Source organism: Micropruina sonneratiae, assembly GCF_025972045.1.
Classification (GTDB): domain Bacteria; phylum Actinomycetota; class Actinomycetes; order Propionibacteriales; family Propionibacteriaceae; genus Micropruina; species Micropruina sonneratiae.
In genome coordinates, this window is sequence record NZ_JAPDHX010000001.1 from 85,181 (window position 1) to 105,727 (window position 20,547).

Below are 20,547 nucleotides of genomic sequence, written 5' to 3' on the forward strand. Positions count from 1 at the left end.
CCCCCCGTTGGGGGGCCGGGCCGTCGCTGGGCTCGTTCGCTTCGGGGCCTGGGGGGGGGGGGGGGGGGGGGGGCCCCTGGGGGCCCCCCCCGCGGGGGATGCAGGAGGTGTCCTATGCGGGACGAACGGGGCATGGTGAGCGTCGAGGTCGCCTTCGGCGTGCTGTTCTCAGCGGTGGTGGCGATCGGCCTGTGCTACCTGATCGCGATCGTGGTGCAGCTGGGCCAGTTGCAGGCCGTGGCCGGCGAGGTGGCCCGGCAGCGGGCCCGGGGCGATGTGGCGGCCGCCGAACGGGTGGTCGCCGACGCGCCGGCCGGCACCCGGGTGCGGGTCAGCGACAGCGGCGACGACCTGGTGGTCGACGTCGAGCTGGCGGCGCGGCCGTGGGCCGGGGTGATCCCGGCGCTGCCACTGACGGCACGCGCGGTGGTCGCCAGGGAGGGTCGTTGAGATGGGCCGCGACCATTCCGAGGCGGGTGTCGGGTCGGTGCTGGCCATCGCGACGGTGCTGGTCCTGGTGACGCTCGCCGCGGTGGGCGGGCTGGGCCTGAGTTACGCGGCGGCGTCGCGTTCGGTCCGGCAGGCCGCCGACCTGGTCGCCGTGTCGGGGGCGCAGGCCCACGCTCAGGGCGGGGACGCCTGCTCGCAGGCGCGTCGCCTGGCCGGCCGCAACGACGTCGACGTGGCGGCCTGCGAGGTGACCGGCGACCAGTTCGACTACGTGGTCGAGGTACGGGTCGTCCGGGCGGTGGGGTGGCTGATGCCCGGCCTGCCGGCGACGGTGACGGCCACCGCCTACGCGGGCAATGTGGCGGGCGTGCCGTGAACGGGGCGGGCGTTCGTCACCGCGAGGGCGTCGAACACGCGCAGGGCGGCGAGCCTGTCGAGCGGGGTGTTGCCCGAACCGCACCGGGGCGACACCACGCACCGCGGGCAGCCCTTCTCACACCCGCAGCGGGCGAGCAGCTGGGCGGTGGCCGCCAGCCAGGGCTGGGCCAACTCGAAGGCTTGGTCGGCGAAACCCGAGCCACCGGGCAGGCCGTCGTGGACGAACACGGTCGGCGCGCCGGTGTCGGCATGGTGGGTGATGGACAGCCCGCCCACGTCGCCGTGGTCGCAGGGCGTGAAGCCGGGCAGCAGCCCGATCGCGGCGTGTTCAGCGGCGTGCAGGCCACCTGCCAGCGTGCGCTCGTCGAGGTCGCAGGCGTCCGGCAGGGTCCACCACAGCGCCCGGGTCCGAAAGGTGCGTGCCGGCAGCTCCAGGGGAGTGGAATCCCAGACGGTGCCGGTGGCGGCGTCCCGCCGCAGATAGCCGGTCACCTGGCTGGTCAGTTCGATCGTGCCGGCGAACAGCGACCCCTGGCCGAGTGGGCGTCGCCGGTCGGTCGAGACCACCCGCGCGGACGCCTGCGACAGCGCCTGGGTGAACCATTCGGCCCGCAGGGCGCGGCACAGCGCCACCCCGGCGTCCAGGTCATAGTCCTCGACCAGCCACTGCTCGCCCTGGTGCAGGTAGACCGCGCCGGTGTGCACGGTCCGATCCGCTGCGGCGGCGTCCACCTGGCCGATCACCCGTCCTGTGTCGGCCTGGATGATCTCGACGCCGGTTCCCGCGATCGAGCGCAGGTCGATCCGGTCGACGGCTCGGGTGGGCGCCGTCCAGTACCAGGCGGCGCCGCGCCGGCGCAGCACGCCGCCGGCCGTCAGTCGCTCCAGCAGGGCGGTCATGCCGTCGCCGAAGAACTCCTCATCGGCGGCCCGGACGGGCAACTCCTGCGCGGCGGCCGCCAGGTGCGCACCGAGCACGGCGGGCTGGTCGTGGTGCAGCACGGTGGCCTCGATCGGGGCGTCGAACAGGGCCTCGGGATGGTCGCACAGCCAGCTGTCCAGCGGCTCGGGCCGGGCGATCAGCACCGCGAGGGCGTCCCGGCCGTCGCGGCCGGCACGTCCCGCCTGCTGCCACAGCGCTGCGAGCGAGCCCGGGTAGCCGATGGTGAGCACCGCGTCCATGCCGGTCAGGTCGACACCCAACTCCAGGGCGTTGGTGCAGGCAACACCGCGCAGCCGGCCCGACGACAGGCCGTCCTCGAGCTCGCGCCGGTCGGCGGCCAGGTAGCCGGCACGGTACGACGCGATGTCGTCGGGCACCAGGCAGAGCCGGCGGGCCCGCTCGGCCACCAGTTCGGCCTGCACCCTCGAACTGGTGAAGGCCAGCGCCTGCTCGCCGGAATCGACCAGCCGGGCCAGCATGCCCGCCCCCTCACGATGGGCGTCCTCCTCGCCCTGCCAGAGCACGAAATCGAGGGCCGACCGACTGCAGGTGTCGGTGTCGACGGCGAGCACCTCGGTGACGCCGGCCAGCCGGTGCAGGTGCTGCGCCGGGTCGGCGATGGTGCCCGACGCCGAGATGAAGACGGGGTCGGCGCCGTAGTGCCGGCAGATCCGCCGCAGCCGGCGCAGCACGTTCGCTACGTGTGCGCCGAACACGCCGCGGTAGCGGTGCGCCTCGTCGACCACGACGTAGCGCAGCGAACGCAACAGCCCCTGCCACCGTTCGTGGCCGGGCAGTACCGAGCGGTGCAGCATGTCGGGGTTGGTCAGCACGAAGGTGGCGAAGTCGCGGGCGAAGCGGCGCTCCTCGGCGTCGGAGTCGCCGTCGAGGGTCGATACCCGCCACGACGCGCCGCCCAGGCCGGTGACCCGCCGGGCCTGGTCGTGGGCCAGGGCCTTGGTCGGCGCGAGGTACAGCGCGGTGTGGGCGCGGGCCGCGCTCGACCAGCGGTGCGCGCCGCAGTCGCGGCCGATGGCGCCCTCCGCGGTGGCCGCCACGATCGGCAGCAGATAGGCCAGCGACTTGCCCGAGCCGGTCGAGGTGCTGAGCGCGACATGGCGGCCGGCGAAGGCGGCGTCGGCCGCGAGTTGCTGGTGCTGCCACAGGGTCGCGACCCCCTGGCCGGCCAGCACCTGCCGTACCGGCTCCGAGACCCAGTCGGGAAAGGCGGCGGTGAGTCCCGGGCGGGCCGGACGCCGGTGGACGTGCCGCACCTGCTCGCGGCCCTCGATCCACCCCGGTATCGCCATGCCCACAGGGTGCCACGATCCGCCGACGGAGTCGCCCATGACGTGTCCCGCGGGGTCACAGCGCCCGGTGGGTCACCGTTCCTGCGCACACGGTCAGCGCGACCGGCATCGCTCGCAGCGCCGCCGCCGCGGCGGCCGGGTCCGGGGCGGGCGCGAGCGGGTCGGCGTCCAGCAGCACCAGGTCGCCCGGCTCGCCCGGTCGCAGCCGGCGTCCGTCCACCGACGCAGCGAGGGCCTCCCGCGCGGTCAGTGACTGCTCCGCGTGCCAGCCAGGGCGCTCGTCGCCGCTGCGATGGACGGCACAGGCCATCGCCAGCCACGGGTCGAGCGGTGCCACCGGCGCGTCGGAGCCCAGCGCCAGCCGAACGCCGGAGTCCAGCATCGATCGCAACGGGAAGCACCGGGCCGCCCGTTCAGACCCCCAGACACCCTCGGTCAGGTCACGGTCGTCGAGCAGGTGTGCGGGCTGCACGCTGGCGGTCAGCCCCAGGGCGGCCAGCCGGCGCACGGTCGGCTGGTCGATCAGCTGGGCGTGCTCCACCGACCCACGGCCACCGGCCGCGGCGAAGGCGTCCACCGCGGCGGTGTTGGCCCGGTCGCCGATGGCGTGCAGGGCGACCTCGAGCCCCGCCCCGGTGGCCCGCCGGACGAGGTCCGCGAGTTCGTCCGGGCTGTAGTTGGCCTGTCCGCACGGATGGTCGGGGGTGGCCGGCCCGTCGCTGTAGGGCGCGAACGTCGACGCGGTCCGGCTGCCCAGCGAGCCGTCGGAGATGATCTTCAGCGCGCCCATCACCGCCAGCGCGTCGCCGCCCGGCAGCGCGTCGCCGGTGCGCAGCCCCGCCGCCAGCACCCGCCCCAACTGGTGGGGGTAGACGGCGCAGCGGACCCGTACCGGCCCGACCCCGGCCGCGAGCCGGCGGGGCCAGTCGACGAAGCTGTCGGCGAACTCGAAATCGACCAGCCCGGTGATACCTCGGGCCGCCAGCCGGGAAACCGGCTCGGCGAAGTCGGCCGGCTCGGGTGCGCTGCCCGGCAACTCGTCGATCCGGCGCAGCAGGGCGAACCATTCCTGCTCGGTCACCACCTCGTCACGTGCCGGGGCGCCCAGCAGCGCCAGTGCCGCCGAGTTCAGCCAGCCGTTGTGGGCGTCACCCGAGATCAGCACCACCGGGCGGCCCCCGCTGACGGCGTCCAGTTCGGCCACCGTCGGTTGCCTGGCCCAACCCGCCGAGCGGAACCCGAACCCGAACACCGTGCCGCCCGGACGCCGCAACGCCCCCGCCAGCAGCTCCAGCACCGCACCGGGCCCGTCGGTGCCGTCCAGCTGCACCATGCGCGCCGTCCGCACCCACTGGGTGGCGTGCACGTGGGCGTCCCACAGCCCGGGAATTGCCCAGCGCCCGGCGCCGTCGATCTCCGACACGCCGGGCCGCGGCGGCAGCGGGTCCGTGTCGCCGGCGCCGACCGCGGCGACCACCCCGTCCGCGATCAGCAGGTCCGCGGGCGCGGCCGGGCCGTCGCCGTCCAGGTCGACCACCCGCACGCCGCGCACCAGCACCGACCCGCTCACGCGCAGCAGGGTAGTGCGACGCACGGCGGCGTCGGGGCTGCGTCCCGCGGGGTGTGGCAGGCTGCAACGGTGCTCCCCGCCTCCACCGCCCGTCACCTGGCCGATCGGCTGCGCGCCGCCGGCTACGCATTCGATCCGGTCTCCGAGCGCCTCGGCACGGCCGGGCTGGAGGGGTTGGCGCGCAACGCGACGATCCCCGCCGCCCGGGCGCTGGCCGGCGCCGGCGACCCACAGGCCACCCTGATCCGCGCCTTCGCTCTGCAGCAGGACGTCCCGGCCGCGGCGCTGGCCGCCGCCCTCGGCGACCTGGAGCCGCTCGAGCCCATCCTGCGGCCCGGTGACGGTCCGGACACCCTGCGGGCGGCCATCGAGATCCGGCCGTACGCGTTCAGCGACACCGCCGGCGAGCACGACGGCTGGCTCGCCTCCGACCTCACCCCCACCCTGGACGGGCGGATCGGCCCCGTCCGCGACGACTTCGTGCTCGGCCTCTCCCCGGCCTCGGTCACGCTGGCCCAGTTGACCATGCCGGCGCCGGTCGGCACGGCACTCGACCTGGGATGCGGCGGCGGCGTCCAGGCCATGCACCTGGCCACCCACGCCGCCGAGGTGGTCGCGACCGACCTCAACCCGCGGGCCTGCGCGATGACCGCGCTGACCGCCGCTCTCAACGCCCTCGACGTGGACATCCGGCAGGGCTCGCTGTACGAACCGGTCGAGGCCGACAGCTTCGACCTGATCGTCAGCAACCCGCCCTACGTCATGTCGCCGCCGGACGCCTCGCGGCTGGTCTACCGCGAAGGCTCGTTCACCGCCGACGGGTTGGTCCGGGCCGTCGTCACCGGCGCGCCGGCCCGGCTCAGGCCCGGCGGGGCGCTGCAGGTGCTCGGCAACTGGGCGATCACCGCCGACCAACCGTGGCAGGAGCGGCTGGCCGGCTGGATCGATCCGACCGGCTGCGACGCGCTGGTGCTGCAGCGCGAACTCCTCGACCCCTACGAGTACATCGAGCTGTGGCTGACCGACGCCGGCCTGGTCGGCACCGACGAGTACCGCAGCCGCTACGCCGAATGGGTCGACTACTTCGACTCCCTCGGCATCGTCGGAGTCGGCCTGGGCTGGCTCACGCTGTACCGCAACGACGCCGACCAGCCGGTGCTGCGTTTCGACGACTGGCCGCACCGCACCCATCCCGGAATCGGGGACGCCTTCGCCGCGTTCCCGGACGCCGCCCGCGCGGCCCGGCTGCCGGACGCCGACCTGCTGGCCGCCACCCTCACCCTCGACGGGGCGGTCGCCTCCGAGTCGCTGGGACGCCCCGGCGCCGAGGACCCCGAACACATCGTGTACCGGCGGCCGGCCGGCTTCGGCCGTGCCGTGGAGGTCGACACCGCGCTGGCGGCGGTGACCGGCGCCTGTGACGGGGAGCTGCCACTGGGCCTGCTGATCGACGCCGTCGCCGACCTGCTCGACTCCGACGAGGCCGCTCTGCGCGGCGACCTGCTGCCCCGGCTGCGGCCGCTGATCGAGGACGGTTTCCTGCACCTGGTCGCCCGCTGAGCGGCCACCGAGGGGCCACGCGGCGGGCCGGCCGATGGTTGAGCCGTCGATCTTTGTGGCTACCATTCGCTCCTGAGGCCTCATCGGCCGACAACCCCAGCAGGAAAGAACCCCGTGGCAACAGCAGGCAAGAAGGCGCTGGTGATCGTCGAGTCACCGGCCAAGGCGACCAAGATCGCAAGTTTCCTCGGCACCGGCTACGTCGTCGAGTCGAGCCGCGGTCACGTCGCCGACCTGCCGACCGGCGCGTCGGAGGTGCCCGCCAAGTACAAGGGTGAGAAGTGGGCGCGCACCGGCGTCAACGTCGACAACGACTTCGAACCGCTGTACGTGGTGCAGGCCGACAAGAAGAGCACCATCCGCGACCTGAAGGCAAAGCTCGCCACCGCCGACGAACTCCTGCTCGCCACCGACGAGGACCGCGAGGGTGAGGCCATCGCGTGGCATCTGCTGCAGCAGCTGAAGCCGAAGGTGCCGGTACGCCGGATGGTCTTCCACGAGATCACCCCGCAGGCGATCGCGGACGCCGTCGCCAACCCGCGCGAGCTCAACACCGACCTGGTCGACGCGCAGGAGACCCGACGCATCCTCGACCGGCTGTACGGCTACGAGGTGTCGCCGGTGCTGTGGAAGAAGGTGATGCCGCGGCTGTCGGCGGGCCGCGTCCAGTCCGTCGCCACCCGGCTCGTCGTCGACCGTGAGCGCGAGCGGATGGCCTTCCGGGCGGCCAGCTACGCCGGCATCGAGGCGGTGCTGAACGCGGGCGAGAACGCCGACCCGCGCACCTTCGGCGCCACCCTTACCAACGTCAGCGACCTGCGGGTCGCCACCGGCCGCGACTTCGACCCCCAGGGCCGGCTGACCGGCAAGGGGCTGCTGCACCTGTCGCTGCCGCAGGCCGAGTCGCTGGCCGAGGCGTTGCGGGCCGCCAGCTACGCCGTCGTCTCGGTCGAGGCCAAGCCGTACACCCGGCGTCCGTACGCACCGTTCCGGACCACCACCCTGCAGCAGGACGCCGGGCGCAAGCTGGGCTTCACCGCCGAGCGGACGATGCGCGTCGCCCAGGACCTGTACGAGCGCGGCTTCATCACCTATATGCGGACCGACTCGATCCAGCTCTCCCAGACCGCCATCGACGCGGCCCGTTCCCAGGTGAAGAAGCTGTTCGGCGGCCAGTACCTGCCGGACAAGCCGCGGGTCTACACCTCGAAGGTGAAGAACGCGCAGGAGGCGCACGAGGCGATCCGCCCCGCCGGCGAGACGTTCGCCGCGCCGAAGGAGACCGGCCTGGTCGGGGACGCGCTGCGACTGTACGAACTGGTCTGGAAGCGAACCCTGGCCTCGCAGATGAAGGACGCCGTGGGCGAGTCGGTCAGCATCCGGATCGGCGCCACGCTGCCCGAGCGTATCGGCGTCACCGACGCCACCACCGGCGAGGTCACCGAGACCGGCCGGTGCACGTTCAGCGCCTCCGGTCGCACCATCACCTTCCCGGGCTTCCTGAAGGCGTACGTGGTCGGCGTCGACGACGACGAGACCTCCGACGACGCCCAGGCACGGCTGCCGCAGCTCGTCGCCGGGGCGGCGCTGACCGCCGACGAACTGACTGCCGCCGGCCACGACACCCGGCCGCCGGCGCGCTACACCGAGCCGTCGCTGGTGGCGAAGCTGGAGGAACTGGAGATCGGCCGGCCCTCCACCTACGCCTCGATCATCCGCACCATCACCAGTCGCGACTACGTGTTCAAGAAGGGCTCGGCGCTGGTGCCGACCTGGCTCGCGTTCGCCGTCACCCGGCTTCTCGAGGAGCACTTCCCCAAGCTGGTCGACTACGCCTTCACCGCCGAACTCGAGGACACCCTGGACGAGATCGCCAAGGGTGAGGCGGCGCGGCTGCAGGTGCTCAACGATTTCTATTTCGGCCCGGACGGGGCCACCCACGAGGGCCTGAACACGCTGGTCAACGAACTCGGTGAGATCGACGCTCGCGAGCTGTCCACTTATCCATTGGGCGATTCCGGCATCGCGGTGCGGGTGGGACGCTACGGCACCTACGTCGAGGACGCCGACGGACGGCGCGCCAACGTCCCCGAGGAGTTGCCGCCCGACGAACTGACGATCGAACTGGCCACCCAGCTGCTGGAGCAGCCCGCCGGCGAGGAGCGCGAGCTGGGCGTCGACCCCGACACCGGCAACCGCGTGGTGGCCAAGTCGGGACGCTACGGCCCCTACGTCACCGAGGTGCTGCCCGAGGACGCCCCCAAGTCGGCCAAGCCGCGCACCGGGTCGCTGTTCGCCTCGATGAGCCTGGACACGGTCACCCTGGACGACGCGCTGCGGCTGATGAGCCTGCCCCGGGTCGTCGGGACGGCGTCCGACGGGGTCGAGATCACCGCCCAGAACGGACGCTACGGGCCTTACCTGAAGAAGGGCACCGATTCGCGTTCGCTCACCGCCGAGGAACAGATCTTCGGTATCACCCTGGCCGAGGCCGAGGAGATCTACGCCCAGCCGAAGACCCGGGGCCGGGCCCGGGCCGCCGCCGCCCCGCTCAAGGAACTCGGCGACGATCCGGTGTCGGGCAAGCCGATGGTGATCAAGGACGGCCGGTTCGGCGCCTACGTCACCGACGGTGAGATCAACGCCACCCTGCGCAAGGACGACTCGGTGGAGGCCATCACCGCCGAACGCGCCGCGGAACTGCTCGCCGAGAAGCGGGCCAAGGGGCCGGCGCCGAAGAAGCGCACGACGAGGCGGACGACCAAGGCCGGCGCCAAGCGCGCCCCCGCCAAGCGCGGCTGATCCACGATGTCCGGCGGCGACGTGTTGCGCTTCGACCTGGCGGTCGACGGCGCAGTCGCCAACCTGACCGGCCAGGCCACCGGCATCCACCGGCTGGTCGGGCGCCCGCCGACGGAGTCGACGGCAACCGTGGTCGACACCGCCGACCACCGGCTGCTGGACTGGGGGATCGAACTGTCCCGCACGGTCGAGACCGGCCAGTGGGTGCTGCTGGCGCCCGGCTGGGAGCCGGTGCTGCCGGCGGAGTTGCGCACCGACGCCGAGGACGAGCTGCCCACCCGGCTGGCCGACCTGCTGGTGCCGTTCCGCCGTGGCGGCATCCTCGGCCCCAAGCTGAAGGTGGTGACCAGCCATCGCCGGTACACGTTGACCGACGCCGCCGGCGGCACGTTCGGTGAGCTGACCGACCAACGAGTCCGGGTCTCGCACCACGGCGGCGGGTTGTGCGCCTTCCGCAACGTGACCATGCGCACCTCGGCACCGCTCACCGCGCCGCAGCGGCAGGCCGTGCAGGCGGCCTTCGCCGCCGCGGGCGCGCGGCAGGTGGAGGCCTTCGACAGCATCGCCGGCCGGCTCGGGCTCGCCCACCACAGCCGGCGACGGAGCCGGCTGTCGGCCCGCGCCCCGATCGAGGATTTCGTCAGCGCGCAGCTGGAATCCCGCTGGCGGGGGCTGCTGGCCGACGATCTGGCGGCCCGGACCAGCGCCGACGACCCGGTCGCCCGGCGCGACCACCAGGCCGCCTTGCGGCGCCACCTGGAGACGCTGCGCCAGGAGCTGGACGGTCTGGAGACGCTGCTGGAGCCCTCGTGGGTGCGGTACGGCGAGCGGCTGATCGACGCGGCGTTGGCCGACACCGAGCGTCCGCTGCAGCACACCGAGCGCTGGCTGCGCATCCTCGACGTGCTGGCGCAGGGCAGCACCACCCCGCCGCTGCCGTATGTGAAGGGCCGGATCACCGGCCCGGTGCTGGCCCAGGAACTGGAGGCAGTGGTGCAGACCCTGCGCGACCAGTGCCGCACCCTCGAGGCGTACACCGACGACGAGCGCTGGGCGCGCGCCCACGTCGTCGCGGGGCGGGCGTCCGCCCTGAGCGCGCTGGCCAGGGACGTGTTCGGCAAGCCGGCCAAACAACTGCGCAAGCAGTTGGACGGCGTGACCGCGGCACTTGCTCCGACCGTCCGGGCGAACGCCGGGGAGATGACCGACCTGCACGAGTTGACCCCCGCGGAGGTGTTCGAGGCGGGCCGGGCCTACGAGCGGGCGATGCTGCGGGTCGACTACGCCCGCGAGGCCTTCGTCCGGGACTGGCCGCAGCTGTGGGAGGGACTACGGACGCGGGTGATCCGGCCCCGGGTGCCGCACCAGGCCGGTGACGCGACCGGGCCGTCCCAGCTGGGGGAGCAGTCGTGACGGGCGCCTTCGTGGCTTTCGAGGGCGGCGACGGGGTGGGCAAGTCCACCCAGGTCCGGCTGCTGGCGCAGTGGGCACGCGAGAACGGGATCGCCGCCACCGTGACCTTCGAGCCCGGCGACACCGCCGCCGGCCAGGCGATCCGCCGGATCGTCCTCGACCCGGCCACCGGTGACCTGGCGCCGCGGGCCGAGGCCCTGCTGTACGCCGCCGACAAGGCCCATCACCTGCACGCTGTGGTGCGCCCGGCACTGCGCCGCGGCGAGCTGGTGATCTGTGACCGCTACGTGGACTCAATGCTCGCCTACCAGGGCGCGGGCCGGGTGCTCGACCTCGACGAGGTGACCTCGGTGGCCCGCTGGGCCACCGACGGGCTGCTGCCCGACCTGACCGTGCTGCTCGACCTGGACACCGAGCGGGCGGTCGGCACCATCGCCGAGCCCGACCGTCTCGAAGGGGCGGGGGCCGACTTCCACCAGCGCGCGCGTCTGCTGTTCCTTGAGCTGGCGGCGGCCGAACCGGACCGCTACCTGGTGCTGCCGGCGCGCGAACCGCGCCGCGAACTCGCGGCCCGGGTGCGCGAGCGGGTGGAGCAGGTGCTGTCGGAGGTGGCTGGCAGGATCGAGCCATGACGGTGTGGGCCGATTTGGTCGGGCAGGACGCCGCGGTCGAGGTGCTGCGCCGGGCCGTCGAGGGGGGCCAGCACGCGATGACGCACGCCTGGTTGATCACCGGGCCGCCCGGTTCCGGCCGGTCGAACGCGGCCCGGTCGTTCGCGGCCGCGCTGCAGTGCGAGCGCGGCGGCTGCGGCGAATGCACCGCCTGCCGCACCGCGCTGTCCGGGGCACACCCCGACGTCACGCTGGTGCGCACCGAGCAGTTGTCGATCGGTGTCGACGAGGTCCGCGAGCTCGTCCGGCGCGCCGCCATGTCCCCGACCCTGGGCCGCTACCAGGTGCTGGTCGTCGAGGACGCCGACCGGGTCACCGAGCGCGGTGCGGACGCCCTGCTCAAGAGCATCGAGGAGCCCGCCCCCCGGACGGTGTGGCTGCTGTGTGCGCCCACGCCGGACGACGTGGTGGTGACTATCCGCTCCCGCTGCCGCCGGCTCGAGCTGGCCACGCCGTCCACCCGGGCGGTCGCCGACCTGCTGGTGCGTCGCGACGGCGTCCCCGCCGAACTGGCCTCGTACGCGGCCCGGGTGGCGCAGGGCCACATCGGCCGGGCACGCATGCTGGCCCGCAACGAGGCGGCCCGGATCCGCCGGGCCGAGCTGCTGAAGCTGCCCAGCCGGCTGGCGTCGCTGCCCGACTGCCTGACCGCCGCCGCCAACCTGGTCGAGGCCTCGGGCGAGGAGGCGGCGGCCAGTACCGCCGACGTCGACGCACGCGAGAAGGCCGAGCTCTCCGACGCGCTCGGCTTCGGGGCCAAGGGGGCACGCCCGCGCAACGCCCAGGCTGCCCTGCGCGAACTGGAGGAGCAGCAGAAGGCGCGCGCCAAGCGGTTGCAGCGCGACGCCCTCGACCGGGTGCTGACCGAGCTCACCACCTACTACCGCGACGTGCTGCTGCTGCAGACCACGACGTCCACCGACCTGATCAACGCCGAGCTGCGTCCCGAGCTCGAGGCGATGGCCAAGCGCGACCAGCCCGAGGCCACGCTGCGCCGGATCGACGCCATCCTGGCCTGCCGCGAGGCCCTCGAGGGCAATGTGGCCCCGCTGCTGGCGATGGAGTCCCTCATGGTGGCGGTCGCCGGACGCCCCTGACGGTCGGGTGGCGATCCCGGACGCCCCTGACGGTCGGGTGGCGGTCGCCGGACGCCCCTGACGGTCGGGTGGTGATCCCGGACCTGCGGCCTCCCGCCGGCTGTCCCGGGCTCGGCCGATCTCGACATCGGCGCCTGCTTTCGCCAACGCCCGACACTTTCGTGTTGTAACGCGAGATCATCGGCCCAACCCGAAAGTCATCGGTGATGTCGAGATCGGCCGGGCACGCCGGCCCACACGCGACGCGGTGAGTATCGCGACCTCCTGTCAATCCGCCCGCCCTGGAGTGTCGGTCGTCCGTGCCGGCAGCGGCGGCAGGCACGATAGAAGCCACCCTGTGGATGGAGGAACATGACCACGGTTCACGAGCAGACTTCCCCGTTCGCGCCACAGCACGGCAGCGAACAGCTCGATGACGGTCGCGACCGCGCCCAGTCGGCCACCGACTTCGACCCGGCGTCCAACGACTACCGCCCCGCCGACGACTCGATCTTCCGGGTCAGCGACGATACGGGCAACCTGCATTTGATCGACGACGAGGCCGAGGCAGAGACGACCGCCGAACAGCGCAAGCTCGCCGCCGAGCGGGCCGCCCGGCGCGAGGCGCGTGAGGCTGCCCTGGCCGCACCGGACGCGGGCGTGGCGCCCGTGCCCGAACCGGTGGTGCTCACCAAGCGCACCACCGACGGCTTCCTGGGGTCGGTTTCGCTGTTCCTGCTGCGCCTGGTGGTGGCGGCGATCATGGCCGTGCGCGGCCTGGAGATCGTGACCAACCTGCCCGCGGCCGAGGCGAAGTTCGCGACCACCATCATTCCCGAGCCGAAGATCATGGCCCTGGTCACCGGCGTCGCCGCCCTGGCGATCGCGGTGGCGCTGGTGTTCGGTCTGCTCACCCGGCTGGCGGGGCTGGGCGTGACGCTGATCACCGCCGGAGCCCTGGTGTTCGTGTTGTGGGGCAACTGGAGCCCGTTCGTGACCGGCCAGTCCGGCTTCATCGGCGAGCTCGAGTTGCTGCTGGCCGGCGTCGGCCTGGTGTTCCTGTGCATCGGCGCGGGCGGCTTCAGCCTCGATCGCAGCTTCCGCAAGAGCCGCGAGAAGGATCGGCTGGCCGACCAGGCCGAATGAGACCCGACGGCAGCGCCGGCGGCATTGGCGAGGTTGGCTAGATTGTGCGCGTGCACTCTCTTCCTCGCTGGGCCGCCGGCGCTGTTGCGCTGCTCACCCTGAGCGCGTGCACCCCGGGCGAGGTGCCCTCACCGTCCGCTTCCAGCCCGGCAACGACATCCACGGCGTCCGCGACGCCCGCCGGTGAGGTGATCGGCATCTCGCAGACCCCGGCGCTGCAGGTGGACCGGCCCCGCTTCGAGAAGTCCTCGGCCACGCCCGACGGCTTCGAGGACGCCCCGTCCGGCGAGGGCCTTTCCGGCTATCTCGGGCAGGACGTCGACTGGCGCACCTGCGGCGGCGAGTACACGTGCGCCTCGGTGCTGGCGCCGCTCGACTACGCCAACCCGTCCGATCAGGCGATCACGCTGGCGCTGGCCAAGAAGGAGGCAACGAAGTCGCCCAAGCTCGGCACGCTGTTCGTCAACCCGGGCGGGCCCGGGGCGTCCGGCCGCAACCTGGTCACCTATTTCGCCTCCAAGGGCCTCGAGCAGTACGACATCGTCGGCTGGGATCCGCGCGGCACCAACGCCTCCACCCCGGTGAAGTGCTTCGACGATGAGGCGACCGACGCGTTCAACCAGCTGGACGCCTCACCCGATGAAGAGGCCGAGACCAACGCGCTGATCGCCGGCACCTACGAGTTCGGCAAGTCGTGCTGGGAGAACAGCGGCGAGCTGCTCAACCACATCTCGACCATCGACACCGTCCGCGACCTCGACCTGCTGCGCGACCTGGTGGGCGACGAGAAGCTGTCCTACCTGGGCTACTCCTACGGCACCCAGATCGGCTCGTTCTACGCCGACCTGTTCCCGCAGCGGGTGGGCCGGCTGGTGCTGGACGCCGCGGTCGACATCACCGACGACGAGTCGGTCATTCAGGCGATGGGCTTCGACCTCGCGCTGGGCAACTTCGCCAGTTGGTGCGCCGAGCACAGCTGCGACCTGGGCGACAGCAAGGAAGCCGTGCTGACGACCCTCACCGACTTCCTCGACAAGCTGGACGCCCGCCCGCTCGAGGTGGGCGACCGCACCCTCACCCAGACGCTGGCCGCGACCGGCATCGCCGCCTACATGTACGGCGGCATCCCCGCCTGGCAGGTGCTGGCCAAGGACCTGCGCGCCGCGCTCGACGGCGACGGCCAGGCACTGCTGAAGTCCTCCGACGGGCTCAACGACCGCAGCGACGACGGCAGCTACGGCTCCCTGTTCTACTCGTTCCCGGCGATCGGCTGCGCCGACTCGACCGATGACGGCGTCGTGGACGCCGAGAAGAAGTGGGTCGAGGACCAGGCCAAGGCGCCCATCTACGGCAAGTACTTCGGCCCGGGGTACACCTGCGCACTGTGGCCGGTGCACAGCTCCCCGCAGTTCAAGCCGACCGGGTCGGGCGCCGCGCCCATCGTGGTGGTCGGCGCGACCGGCGACCCGGCCACGCCCTATCAGAACGCGGTCACGATGGCGCAGCAGCTCGAGTCCGGCGTCCTGCTCACCTACGAGGGCGAGGGCCACGGCACGTTCGGCGGCAAGTCCACCTGCATCGACAACGCGGTCATCGCCTACCTGACCAAGGGGACGGTGCCCGCCGACGGCACCACCTGCCAGTAGCGGCCACCCGCGGGGGGTCGATCCACTTAGGGCACCGACATCGGTGCCCGATCTGGATCAACCTCGGCAGCGTGTGCGGGTCGCCCCTCGCACCCGGCGACGAATCGCCTGCGGTGCGGTCACTGCCCTATAGTTGGTCCTCGGCCGGTTCGTCCGGCAGGCCGCCTTAGCTCAGTTGGCAGAGCGATTCACTCGTAATGAATAGGTCTGGGGTTCGACTCCCCAAGGCGGCTCCACCCTCGGTCAGGGCCGGATGACGATCTTTCCGTCCAGCGTGCCCTGCGCCATCGCCGCGAAGCCCTCGGCGGCGTCCGCCAGGGGCAGCACCCGGTCGATCACGGGCCGCACCCCGGTGCGCTCCAGCAGCGCCAGCAAACCACCGAACTCCTCGATGGTGCCCATCGTCGAGCCGATCACCCGCAGCTGTTGGAAGAACACCCGGTTGAGCTCGGCGGGCGGGTTGAAGCCGCTGGTCGCGCCGGCGCAGACGATCGTGCCGCCCGGCCGCAGCGAGCGCAGCGAGTGCGCCCAGGTGGCCTCGCCGACGGTTTCGATCACCGCGTCCACCCGTTCGGGCAACCGGGTGCCCGGCTCGAAGGCGGCGTCCGCGCCCCGCTCGAGCGCCGCAGCCCGCTTCGCCTCGGACGACCCGGTCACCCAGGCGCGCAAGCCGAGCGCGCCGGCCAGCACCGTCGCGGCCGACGCCACCCCGCCGGAGGCGCCCTGGATCAGCACCGTGTCGCCGGCCGAGAGCCCCGAGTCGTGGGTGAGCATCCGGTAGGCGGTCAGCCACGCCGTGGGCAGGCAGGACGCCTGCTCGGCGCTCAGCCAGTCGGGCCGGTCGACCAGATTGCGTTCGGGCACCGTGACGAAGCCCGCCATCGTGCCCTGGTGCAGCTCCGACAGCAGGGTGCGCTTCGGGTCGAGGGTCTCGTCGCCGCTCCAGCCGTCGGACGCGATCACCGCGTGCACGATCACCGGCCGGTCACCGACGCGACCGGCGGCGTCCGTGCCCAGGATCATCGGCATCCGCTCGGCGGGCAGTCCCACACCGGCCAGCGACCACAGGTCGTGCCGGTTCAGCGAAGCGGCCTCGACCTCGACCACCGCCCAGCCCTCGGCCGGCTGCGGTTCTGGTCGCTCACCGACTCTCAGGGCGGCGAGCGGTTCGGTGCGGTCAGCGGATTCGACGTAGGCGGCAAGCATGCCTTCAGGCTATGCCCGCGGCGGCCGGCCGCTCAATCACGATCGCCGAGGGTGAGGTCGGGGTCGACCAGCTCCTCGGGAAAGACGTGCGCGGGGTAGTTGACCGGCCGGGCCGGGACACCCGCCACCGTGGTGAAGGCCGGCACGTCCTCGAGAACCACCGAACCGGCGCCGATCTTGGCGCCCTCGCCGATCTCGATGTTGCCCAGCACCTTCGCGCCGGCGCCGATCATCACGCCTCGGCGGATCTTCGGGTGCCGGTCGCCGCCCACCTTGCCGGTGCCGCCCAGGGTGACCTCGTGCAGCATCGAGAAGTCGTCCTCGATCACCGCCGTCTCGCCGATCACGATCGAGGTGGCGTGGTCGAACAGGATGCCCTTGCCGATCCGTGCCCCGGGATGGATGTCGACGGCGAAGATCTCGGAGATCTGGCTCTGCAGGTACAGCGCCAGCGGGGCGCGTCCCTTCACCCAGTAGTAGTGCGCGACCCGATAGGCCTGCAGGGCGTGGAAGCCCTTGAAGTACAACAGCGGCACCGAGTAGCCGCGGGTGGCGGGGTCGCGGCTGAGCACGGCGCGCAGGTCCTCGCGGAACGCCAGTCCGATGCTGCGGTCGTTGTCGAAGGCCTCGTCGATCAGCGCCCGCAGGGTCAGCGAGGTGATCGTCGGGCTGCCCAGCTTGGACGCCAGGATGTAGGACAGGGCGTCCTCGAGCCGATCGTGGGCGAGGACGACGGTGTGCAGGTAGCTGGCCAGCGCCGGCTCCGCCTCGGCGGACTCGGAGGCCTCGATACGGATGCGGCGCCAGATTTCGTCGTGCGGCATGGCGTGCCTTTCGGATGCGTGAGAGATGGTTGCTGGTCGGGTGCGCGCGGGCGCGGTGAGTGGTCTCAGCCGAGGCGACAACAGCAACACATGCACATCAGCGCGCGGACGGTGCGCGCGGTGAGCGATGTCACTCTCATGTGCATGGCGCCAACCTAACAGCGGAGCCCGGCCCCGGCCGAGCCCCGGATCACCCTCTGGTCGCCTCAACGCCTCGAGTGCGGAACCTATTTCCACCCCGAAGGGACGATGCCGGGTGCTGGTGCGGCTGGTAGAACGGGCGGTGGACAACGACGGGAGAAACCGATGGTCACCGTGGCGAAGAACATCGTCGACACCCTCGCGGCGAGCGGCGTGCAGCGGGTGTACGGCATCCCGGGCGACTCGCTGAACGGGTTCACCGACGCGCTGCGCGGGTCGGGCATCGAGTGGGTGCACGTCCGCCACGAGGAGGCCGCGGCCTTCGCCGCGAGCGGCGAAGCCGCCCTGACCGGCGAACTCGCGGTCTGCGTCGGCAGTTGCGGGCCGGGCAACCTGCACCTGATCAACGGACTGTTCGACGCCCAGCGCTCGCGGGTGCCGGTGCTGGCCATCGCCGCCCACATCCCCACCAGCGAGATCGGCAGCGGCTACTTCCAGGAGACCCATCCGCAGGAACTGTTCCGGGAATGCTCGGTCTACGTCGAGTACGCGGCCTCACCGGTGCAACTGCCGCGCATCCTGCGCACCGCCATGCAGGCCGCGGTGTCGCAACGCGGCGTCGGCGTGGTAGTCATTCCCGGCGATGTGGCCCTCGCCGAGGCCGACGACGAGACGGTCACCGGCGTCCGCGCGTCGAGGCCACGGGTGCTGCCCGGCGAGGACGAACTCAAGGCCGCCGCCGAGCTGCTGGGCCGGTCGCGCAAGGTGACGATCCTGGCCGGCGCCGGCGTCGAGGGTGCCCACGACCAGGTGGTCCAGCTCGCCGACACCCTCGCGGCGCCGATCGTGCACACCCTGCGCAGCAAGCAGTTCATCGAGCACGACAACCCTTTCGACGTCGGCATGACCGGCCTGCTCGGGTTCGCGTCCGGCTACAAGGCGATGGAGACCTGCGACACGCTGCTGATGCTGGGCACCGACTTCCCGTACCGGCCGTTCCTGCCCGAGAAGGCGACGATCATCCAGGTCGACCTGCGCGGTGAGCACCTGGGCCGGCGGGTGCCGCTCGACCTGGGCCTGGTCGGCGACGTCGGCGACACCGTCGAGGCGCTGCTGCCGCTGCTGAAGCGGCAGCACAAGCGCAAGCATCTCGACGAGGCCCTCGAGCACTACGCGAAGACCCGGGTCAAGCTCGACGACCTGGCCACCCGGCGGGGCGCGGGCGAGCCGCTGCATCCGCAGTACGTCGGCAAGCTGGTCGACGAGGCGGCCGCCGACGACGCGATCTTCATCCCCGACGTCGGCTCGCCGGTGGTGTGGGCGGCCCGCTACCTGCGGATGAACGGACGCCGGCGGCTGATCGGCTCCTTCATCCACGGCTCGATGGCCAATGCGCTGCCACAGGCGGTGGGTGCCGCCGCGTCGCAGCCCGGACGCCAGGTGGTCGCACTGTCCGGCGACGGCGGCGTCGAGATGCTGCTGGGTGAACTGCTCACCCTCACCCAGAACCGGCTGCCGGTGAAGCTGGTGGTGTTCAACAACTCCTCGCTGAACTTCGTGGAGCTCGAGATGAAGGCGGCCGGCTTCGTCAACGACACCACCGAACTGCACAACCCAGACCTCGCGGCGCTCGCCCGGGCGGCGGGACTGTACGGCGTCCGGGTGGAGAACTCCGACGACCTGCCCAAGGCGCTGGCCGACGCGTTCGCGCACGACGGTCCGGCGCTGATCGACATCGTCACCGAACGGCAGGAACTCACCCTGCCGCCGTCGATCAAGGCCGACCAGGCCAAGGGATTCGCGCTGTACGCGATGCGGACCCTGCTGTCCGGGCGCGGCGACGAGTTGCTCGACCTGACCAAGGCGAACCTGCGGCAGGTGTTCTGAGCCCGGCTCAGTCGGTGATCCGGTCGGTGCCCTCCAGGTAGAGCCGGCCGCGGCGGGCGGACGCCTGGGTCAGCCAGGCGTCCTCGATCACCTCGGCGAGTTCGCCACGGCTGAGTTCCCCGACCCGGCTGTGGCGCAGCAGCACCGACGGATGTCCGTCGAAGTGCGGCGTGGTGAAGAACGGCGTCGACCGGTCCTGCACCAACGCTTCCTTGACGGCGAAATCCGGCACCCAGAACACCACCACGTCGGGAAAGCGCCGGCCGGTGTCGGGGTCGAAGGCGTCCGGCCGGGGGGTGCGGAAGAACACGAAGGACTTGCCGCCGACCTGGTAGACCGGGGTCGGCGAGCCCGGGTCGTGCACGGTGACGTGCGGCAGCGCCGCCGCGAGGGCGTGGATGTCGGCCTCGGTGGCCTCGCGATCGGCGTCCACGGCTCAGGACGCCGCCTCGTCGGCGGCGTCCAGCCGGGGCCGCTGCACGCCCCCCAGCGCCGCCTCCACCCGTTCGCGCGAGCCGGCGACGAAGACGAACTCGGTGTTGCGGGTGTGGGAGACGGTGCCGACCTTCACCCCTGCCGGGTTGTGGATGCCGATCTGTGCGCCGATGTAGCGGCGCGAATCGAAGGCGAGCAGTTCGACGCTGTCGTGCCCGGCGTCCCGCAGCCAGCCGATGATCTGTTCGGGGGCGATCCAGGACTCATCGTTGTACGACACCACGAGCAGTTCGGCGCGGGCCGCCGCGATCACCTCGGCCAGCGCGGTGCCGATCCGCAGCCGCGAGTTGAACGGGCTGGCGTGGGCTGCGTTGCGGGCGTCCGCCCGCTTGCAGGCGATGCCGTAGTGCTCGGGGGCGTCCCAGCGGACCAGTGTCTCCCAGATGTGGTAGTTCGTGAAGTAGCGGTGCTGGTTGTAGGGCGGGTCGAGGTAGACCAGATCGGCCGCCGGTAACTCCCGCACCACGTCGCGGGCGTCGCCGCGCACAGCCGTGCCCGTGCCGGCGATCAGCGTCGGACGCCGGAGCCGCAGCGGGTTGGCCGACCGGGGCGCCCAGCTCTTCAGGTAGGCCATGTGCTGCCCCGTGGTGGAATCGACCCGGTCCGCCGCCTCCATCAACGAGGTGAGCAGTACCGGGTAGAGGGGGTCGTCGGCGAGGGTGACGAGCCGGTCGCGGATCGCGTCGATCCGTCTTCCGTTGGGCGGCTGGAAGAACCGCGCCCGCTCGCAGAAGGTCTCGGTGACGTAGCCGCGGACGCCGGGCAGGGCGTCCAGTTCGGCGAGTAGGGCGTCCAGCCGGTCGGAGTCGACGGCGTCGGCGTCGGTGGCGATGTAGCACTGCGCCAGCACCTCGCTGTAGCTGGCCAGGTCGGCCGCGGTGACGTCCAGCCCGCGCTGCTTGAACTCCTGGGCGACGCGGGTGGTGCCCGTGAACAGGTCGACGGCCGTCTCGGCGCCGGAGCCCTCGGCCAGGTCGCCGAGCACCCCGACCAGGGCGCGCTTCGAGCCGAGGTACTTGATCACCTCCG

16 protein-coding genes and 1 tRNA gene are annotated in these 20,547 nt (G+C 72.3%); 11 read left to right on the forward strand and 6 right to left on the reverse strand.

Going from position 1 to position 20,547, the window contains the following annotated elements:
* Nucleotides 1-114: 114 nt before the first annotated feature.
* Nucleotides 115-450: a hypothetical protein gene (locus OIE40_RS00435; RefSeq protein ID WP_264698767.1), complete on the forward strand. Its 336-nt coding sequence runs from the start codon at nucleotides 115-117 to the stop codon at nucleotides 448-450.
* A gap of 1 nt (nucleotide 451) precedes the next feature.
* Complete coding sequence (locus tag OIE40_RS00440) at nucleotides 452-826, forward strand: Rv3654c family TadE-like protein (protein ID WP_264698768.1); 375 nt, start codon at nucleotides 452-454, stop codon at nucleotides 824-826.
* On the opposite strand, the gene OIE40_RS00445 is transcribed toward OIE40_RS00440, so the two are convergent.
* Together OIE40_RS00445 and OIE40_RS00450 are read right to left on the reverse strand one after the other, a co-directional pair.
* The gene (locus tag OIE40_RS00445; protein ID WP_264698769.1) at nucleotides 796-3,081 is read right to left on the reverse strand and encodes a DEAD/DEAH box helicase; all 2,286 of its coding nucleotides are present in this window, start codon (nucleotides 3,079-3,081) and stop codon (nucleotides 796-798) included. The genes OIE40_RS00440 and OIE40_RS00445 overlap by 31 nt on opposite strands.
* Before the next feature lie 55 nt (nucleotides 3,082-3,136).
* On the reverse strand, nucleotides 3,137-4,651 hold the full coding sequence (locus tag OIE40_RS00450) for an amidohydrolase (protein WP_264698770.1): 1,515 nt from the start codon (nucleotides 4,649-4,651) through the stop codon (nucleotides 3,137-3,139).
* A gap of 69 nt (nucleotides 4,652-4,720) precedes the next feature.
* On the opposite strand from OIE40_RS00450, the gene OIE40_RS00455 reads away from it, so the two are divergent.
* The 8 genes from OIE40_RS00455 to OIE40_RS00490 all read left to right on the forward strand — a co-directional run bounded on the left by OIE40_RS00455 (nucleotide 4,721) and on the right by OIE40_RS00490 (nucleotide 15,201).
* Complete coding sequence (locus tag OIE40_RS00455; protein WP_264698771.1) at nucleotides 4,721-6,211, forward strand: methyltransferase; 1,491 nt, start codon at nucleotides 4,721-4,723, stop codon at nucleotides 6,209-6,211.
* A 114-nt stretch (nucleotides 6,212-6,325) separates the two neighbouring features.
* Nucleotides 6,326-9,013, forward strand: a complete 2,688-nt coding sequence (gene topA / locus OIE40_RS00460) for a type I DNA topoisomerase (protein ID WP_264698772.1) — start codon at nucleotides 6,326-6,328, stop codon at nucleotides 9,011-9,013.
* Between the two features lie 6 nt (nucleotides 9,014-9,019).
* Nucleotides 9,020-10,426: a hypothetical protein gene (locus OIE40_RS00465; protein ID WP_264698773.1), complete on the forward strand. Its 1,407-nt coding sequence runs from the start codon at nucleotides 9,020-9,022 to the stop codon at nucleotides 10,424-10,426.
* Complete coding sequence (gene tmk / locus OIE40_RS00470) at nucleotides 10,423-11,058, forward strand: dTMP kinase (protein ID WP_264698774.1); 636 nt, start codon at nucleotides 10,423-10,425, stop codon at nucleotides 11,056-11,058. Before OIE40_RS00465 ends, tmk begins: the two co-directional genes overlap by 4 nt.
* The gene (locus OIE40_RS00475) at nucleotides 11,055-12,194 is read left to right on the forward strand and encodes a DNA polymerase III subunit delta' (RefSeq protein ID WP_264698775.1); all 1,140 of its coding nucleotides are present in this window, start codon (nucleotides 11,055-11,057) and stop codon (nucleotides 12,192-12,194) included. The genes tmk and OIE40_RS00475 overlap by 4 nt, the downstream gene beginning before the upstream one ends.
* A 351-nt stretch (nucleotides 12,195-12,545) precedes the next feature.
* Entirely contained in the window at nucleotides 12,546-13,319 is a 774-nt protein-coding gene (locus OIE40_RS00480) for a DoxX family protein (RefSeq protein WP_264698776.1), read from the forward strand.
* A 50-nt stretch (nucleotides 13,320-13,369) separates the two neighbouring features.
* Nucleotides 13,370-14,965, forward strand: a complete 1,596-nt coding sequence (locus OIE40_RS00485) for an alpha/beta hydrolase (RefSeq protein WP_264698777.1) — start codon at nucleotides 13,370-13,372, stop codon at nucleotides 14,963-14,965.
* Between the two features lie 160 nt (nucleotides 14,966-15,125).
* Nucleotides 15,126-15,201: transfer RNA gene (locus tag OIE40_RS00490), tRNA-Thr, on the forward strand.
* A gap of 7 nt (nucleotides 15,202-15,208) precedes the next feature.
* Here OIE40_RS00490 and OIE40_RS00495 read toward each other — a convergent pair.
* Together OIE40_RS00495 and cysE are read right to left on the reverse strand one after the other, a co-directional pair.
* Nucleotides 15,209-16,171: a zinc-binding dehydrogenase gene (locus tag OIE40_RS00495; protein WP_264698778.1), complete on the reverse strand. Its 963-nt coding sequence runs from the start codon at nucleotides 16,169-16,171 to the stop codon at nucleotides 15,209-15,211.
* A 32-nt stretch (nucleotides 16,172-16,203) separates the two neighbouring features.
* Nucleotides 16,204-16,995 (reverse strand): serine O-acetyltransferase, encoded by a 792-nt coding sequence (gene cysE / locus OIE40_RS00500; RefSeq protein WP_264698779.1) that lies wholly within the window; start codon nucleotides 16,993-16,995, stop codon nucleotides 16,204-16,206.
* 306 nt (nucleotides 16,996-17,301) lie between these two features.
* Here cysE and poxB point away from each other — a divergent pair, with 306 nt between their 5' ends.
* The gene (gene poxB / locus OIE40_RS00505; RefSeq protein ID WP_264698780.1) at nucleotides 17,302-19,023 is read left to right on the forward strand and encodes a ubiquinone-dependent pyruvate dehydrogenase; all 1,722 of its coding nucleotides are present in this window, start codon (nucleotides 17,302-17,304) and stop codon (nucleotides 19,021-19,023) included.
* Nucleotides 19,024-19,030: 7 nt separating this feature from the next.
* Here the strand turns inward: poxB and OIE40_RS00510 are convergent, their stop codons facing one another.
* Together OIE40_RS00510 and OIE40_RS00515 are read right to left on the reverse strand one after the other, a co-directional pair.
* Complete coding sequence (locus OIE40_RS00510; protein WP_264698781.1) at nucleotides 19,031-19,456, reverse strand: MmcQ/YjbR family DNA-binding protein; 426 nt, start codon at nucleotides 19,454-19,456, stop codon at nucleotides 19,031-19,033.
* Nucleotides 19,457-19,459: 3 nt separating this feature from the next.
* A complete protein-coding gene (locus tag OIE40_RS00515) occupies nucleotides 19,460-20,542 on the reverse strand; it encodes a DNA adenine methylase (protein WP_264698782.1) in 1,083 nt (360 codons plus the stop codon).
* Nucleotides 20,543-20,547: the final 5 nt, after the last annotated feature.

What these genes read in the sequence shown, in the direction of transcription:
- OIE40_RS00435 (WP_264698767.1), top strand. Translation starts at nt 115, where the DNA reads ATGCGGGACGAACGGGGCATGGTGAGCGTCGAGGTCGCCTTCGGCGTG.
- poxB (WP_264698780.1), top strand. Translation starts at nt 17,302, where the DNA reads ATGGTCACCGTGGCGAAGAACATCGTCGACACCCTCGCGGCGAGCGGC.
- OIE40_RS00440 (WP_264698768.1), top strand. Translation starts at nt 452, where the DNA reads ATGGGCCGCGACCATTCCGAGGCGGGTGTCGGGTCGGTGCTGGCCATC.
- OIE40_RS00445 (WP_264698769.1), bottom strand. Translation starts at nt 3,081, where the DNA reads ATGGCGATACCGGGGTGGATCGAGGGCCGCGAGCAGGTGCGGCACGTC.
- OIE40_RS00465 (WP_264698773.1), top strand. Translation starts at nt 9,020, where the DNA reads ATGTCCGGCGGCGACGTGTTGCGCTTCGACCTGGCGGTCGACGGCGCA.
- OIE40_RS00480 (WP_264698776.1), top strand. Translation starts at nt 12,546, where the DNA reads ATGACCACGGTTCACGAGCAGACTTCCCCGTTCGCGCCACAGCACGGC.
- cysE (WP_264698779.1), bottom strand. Translation starts at nt 16,995, where the DNA reads ATGCCGCACGACGAAATCTGGCGCCGCATCCGTATCGAGGCCTCCGAG.
- OIE40_RS00475 (WP_264698775.1), top strand. Translation starts at nt 11,055, where the DNA reads ATGACGGTGTGGGCCGATTTGGTCGGGCAGGACGCCGCGGTCGAGGTG.
- OIE40_RS00495 (WP_264698778.1), bottom strand. Translation starts at nt 16,171, where the DNA reads ATGCTTGCCGCCTACGTCGAATCCGCTGACCGCACCGAACCGCTCGCC.